Annotated in this window: 3 protein-coding genes; all 3 read right to left on the reverse strand. The window is 49.5% G+C overall.

The features are described 5' to 3' along the window. Positions 1-2,082, reverse strand: a 2,082-nt coding sequence (locus tag SGI98_10015; protein MDZ4743737.1) for a LamG-like jellyroll fold domain-containing protein, incomplete at its 3' end; no start/stop codon positions are given. After that, a complete protein-coding gene (locus SGI98_10020; GenBank protein MDZ4743738.1) occupies positions 2,079-3,296 on the reverse strand; it encodes a DUF1573 domain-containing protein in 1,218 nt (405 codons plus the stop codon). The genes SGI98_10015 and SGI98_10020, both read right to left, overlap by 4 nt. Further along, on the reverse strand, positions 3,293-4,789 hold a 1,497-nt coding region (locus SGI98_10025; GenBank protein MDZ4743739.1), incomplete at its 5' end, for a hypothetical protein. The genes SGI98_10020 and SGI98_10025, both read right to left, overlap by 4 nt.

Consider the following 4,789-nt stretch of genomic DNA (forward strand, 5'->3'; position numbering starts at 1 on the left):
CTCTACCAGATCTATCCCGTTGGGACGCGTTACATTTAAATAAAACAGCCCACGGCTCGGCACCGTTATCTTGTAATAATCTAGGTCACCCACCGGATAAATCTTTCCTTGAATGGTTCCATTAAGTGAAATTTTTATCGCTAAAGATCGGTTTGCCATGGTCATTGGAGCATTTCTGTTAAAACCTCCTGCATTATTAGGTTCTATCTCATTTTGCGGATTTTGCGCAGACAGAAGAATATTCTGAAAAATATTTGTCGAATAAATAGCATAAGCACCATTGGTCTCCGGCATGACAAATCCGGTGGGAGGAGTCACATTAAAAAGGTATGCCCAATTATACCGGATTTCATTAATCATATTAGAGATGATCACCTCCCCATTCGCATCACTTTGCACGAACCGCTCAAGGCTCGGATTGTCTTGGGAATAAAGCCGCAGACTCACTCCAGACAAGGCGTTACTGGAGGCATTGAGGATTTTTGTTTTGAAGACAACGGGCTTGGTATCGAGTGACACAGGGAGGGTTCCTGATAAATCCTGGGTAATCATGACATCCACCGTATTAGTCAGGATACCACTGGCAGAGATCGTCCGGCGGTAAAGGCCCTGGGGAATTCCGCTGATACTAAAACCACCGGTCGAATCGGTAAAGGTACTCAATGGACTCACTTCGGTGGCAGGGACATTTAACGGGGTCAGATCGATTCGCGCACCGGAAACTGTGAGGGGATTGATTGACTTCAGCAAGCCAAGTCCATATTTATCAGAGAGATAGTTTTGAATTTTAAGGAGCTCAAGCGGAAGAAGTTTCCGGTTAATGATGATGATTTCAGCGATCTCACCTTGAAAGAGAGGGTTATCCCAATTTCTTTTACCTATGTAATTGAGGGTGCGGGAAACATTAGGTACAACATACATATTTCCTGAAACTAATTTTGATCCATTCTTGAATAAGGAGGCTTCCGATTGCTGGCCTGAAATGCCACCTGCCTGTACATAAGTATGAATATTAAAAACACCATTTTGAAGCGTACCATCCGGTGGTACCAGCACAACATTCGGTGAACCATTATGAACACTAAACACTAGGCGGTTCTGAGTGTCATTACGACAAAATACGATATTGTTGTTTCCGGATCCGTTTCCAAAATCAATAAAACCTTCGTAATAGCGATTGGCCACAGTCTTCGCCACTACAAAGACCGTCATTCCCTGGGTGAAATTATCAAATCCAGCGGGCAATTGGAGGAAGTCATTGATACCATCAAAGCGGAGGGCTGGTTTGCCATTAAAGGCGTCGGCCACCCATGTAGGTTGGGCAGAGCCACTGGCGCTGCCATTCATTGCCGATGCCGAGCTGTCAGCCCACTGGCTGACAAGATTGTTACCGTCTTTGGTGATTCCTGCATCCGCTTTCAGCCACAGCATGACATTTCCAGAGGCTACTTGATCCGGCGTGGCAGAATCCTCGAAGATATCCAGAGCCGTGGCCATGCTACCAGACATATTTGCATATTGGGCATTGGTGATTGAATAAGAGGAAGGAGTATTGGTCGGCTCCATCACATTCACCGGGTAACGAGCGACATTGTATCCGGTTTTCTGAATGACCAGTTCACCCTGTCCGGGGAGGAGGTTATTGATGGTGAATTCGCCATTGTAACCGGCGATGACGTCCTGTCCGTCTATACTGACGATGGCTGGGTAAATGCCTGCACCATTTGTGCCTGTGACAAATCCGCTGAAGCTGGCGGCCTGGAGGGAAATCGTAAGGAAGAATAAAAGAACAAAGAAGAGAGAAACCACCGATGGACGCAGATGGGCGCAGATTTGATTAAAGACGGAATCAAGATTTCTCCACTGGAGTGACAAGCCTCCGTTTGTCCGTGACGGGAGACGTAAGGAGCCGGACACATCTTTGCCTGTCCGTGAAATCATCGGGCATGCAGAAGCCTGCCCCTCCATTACGGAAAGTGGCAAAGCACCAAAAATGCGAAGGTTTTGAATGGACTGTGGCAAGCGGGCCGCTCGCCCTACACGCGGGGAATTCTCTATTCTTTCTGCAATCATAAATTTCATTTAGGGCATCCTCCACAACCACCACCGGAGCCCGGGGAGCTTGATGAACCTGAGACAAGGGTCATGCCGGAGGAACCCACCGTCATGACACCGGGTTTTGTAACGGTCTCGCGGATCGCGACGATTTCGTTGAGGTCATTGATCCCCCCCGTTACTGAGTAAAGATTGATCCCGGGCAGTTTTTGAGAAATTTTCCCAGAGGTGGCCGGGGAGGATTCCCCTGCTAGGATGATCCCGTCGTAGGCGGGTTTATTTTGATTTAATAATTCATTCACCGGGACAGGTTTGATCACCGTGGATTTAAAGGATATTTTCTGGTTACCCGCATTCACAAGGACGTAATGCCCATTTCTGAGGACTTCATAGGCCGATGAAGGATCAATATCCATGACCAAAACTTTTGCGGCTGCATTCATCCCGCCGAGGGGATATCCGGAATGTTTCCATGCCTGCAATCCCCCTTTCAGGACTCGGACAGACTGGAACCCTTCCCCGATCAACGCCTGATACTCCTGCCAAAAGGTGGGGGTTTCGATTTCGGGAATCAGGATAAGGGTTTGTTTTTTCATGTCATCACGGGTTTTCACCTGTGCGACGGTCATGGGGATCGATCCGGGGAGATTAAATTGCACAAATTTATCAGGGCTACGCAGGTCGATCATGAGCAGGGGAGCCTTGTCAGTAATCATCTGCTGGAGTGCGCCACTCTCGAGATATGCGGTAGGGATAGGCTTCGAGTGGGGATCTTCCCCGGCACCTTTGATTTTGAATGAAAGGGGTTTATCTAATCCTTCGATAACGACTAAAACTTCAAACTTTAAAACACCTACTTTTTCAGCCACCCAACCGACCTCCACATCCAGCGTGCCACCGGGGGCGATGAACTCATTCTTTGAAAGTAACTTCATACAAGTGCATGAAAAAGCCACATCCCCGACTTTCACCTGTTTCTTAGAGGGATTCTTCCATTGGAAAAGATGTTTTAATGGTGTCCCGATATTTACCGTGCCGAAATCATAATCGACAGCCGCGGGTTTTGCCGAAAGATAACCGCAGAAAAAAGAGAATAGGCAGAAAAGTGCAGAGACTTTAACCACAGATGAACGCAGATGGACGCAGATGGAAGTAAAGGCAGAAACAGAAAGGAGGAAAATCTTCTGAATTCTTTCTGCAACTGGGTACTGAGAACTGAATACTAGAAACTTTGCACTCATTGCAATCCTCCCATGGGTACCGGTGCGATTTGCTGGACTGTATTACTCACGCCCAGCTGGCCGAAACGGTTCTCACCCCAGACGAGGTAACTGCCATTCGTAAGGCGGATAAAGGATGAATCCCCGACCACACTGACGGAGACGGCCGCCGGGAGATTAGTCAAGAGGACAGGAGTCGGATTTAAGAGGATTCCGGTATTGGTCCCGAGCTGGTGATTATGATTTGCCCCGGCGACATAAATATTCCCATTGGTCAGGAGGATGACCGAGTGCGCAGCCCCCAGGCCGAAATCTTTTACGACCCCGAGATTCGTCAATATCTGGGGACTCCTTTGATTGATCCGGCTCCCCAGACCGAGTTGACCGGAGGAATTTGCGCCCCAGACCCAGAGGACACCATTTGATGACAGGGCTCCTGCGTGAGTGCTGCCCGCTGAGATTTTGATGATATGAGTCAACGGAGCAATTTGCGCGGGTACAGGGTTCGCCTTTGTTTGGAGCACTTGTGATAATTGACCCTGACGGTTATCTCCCCATGTAAAAACTCTGCCCTGATCGTCTAAGGCGATCGAGAACCCGCGGCCACCGGCGACTTGGGTAATATTACTCACGCCGGAAACAAGTTGCGGGGTCGTTACGATTGTCTGGTTTGATGGGCCTGCGACTTGACCATAGCGGTTATCACCCCACGCGATGAGCAGACCATTTGTGAGAATGGCCAGTGAATGTTTATCGCCTGATGCCACCTGTGAAATATCTCCTCGTCCGGCGGCATTAAGGGGGGTGAGACTTCCAGCATTTGTCCCGGTACCGAGTTGTCCATAGGTATTATCCCCCCATACGAGCAGCATACCATTTGACACGGCTAATCCGTGACTCAAACCCGTGACCACATCGGTGTACTGGCCCAAAAGCCGTGGGGAATCCAAAAGTGTCTCGGTATTTAATCCTGATTGCCCCAGATGACTGCGACCCCAGACTGACCAGCTACCATTAGTCCCTAGACCCACCACGCTACCGGAATATCCCCGGATGGGCGAAGATAAAGTAGGTGCTTGGGGAGTCGTTACTTGGAGGGCGAAAGTCACCTGAGCAGAGCCGCCGTCCTGCGTAAATTCCACAGCGAGTGTCCCCGCCTCATCACGGGTGGAGCTCACATAGATTTGCGCCAGACCTTGGGCATCGGTGCGTGCCGGTAGGGAGGTGACACCATTTGTCCCTGTGACTCCCGTTAATAAAACTGCTTCACCCTGGGTCAGCGCAATTTGCACCGGGGCATTTACTAGGGCCGTGCCATTGGTTTGGGATACTTTCACGATGAGGGGTTCAGCAAAAACCCCTTTGCCCGCGTGTGATTGAAGGTTCCCACCGATCATCTGAAGCTGGACAGGCACCCCGTTATAATAATCATTTGGGTCAGTCCCATGCTGGTACTCCTGCAAATTGCTCAACCCATCCCCGTCAGGATCCGATGAGGCATCAGCCGACAAGCC

Source organism: Verrucomicrobiota bacterium (assembly GCA_034440155.1).
GTDB lineage: Bacteria > Verrucomicrobiota > Verrucomicrobiia > JAWXBN01 > JAWXBN01 > JAWXBN01.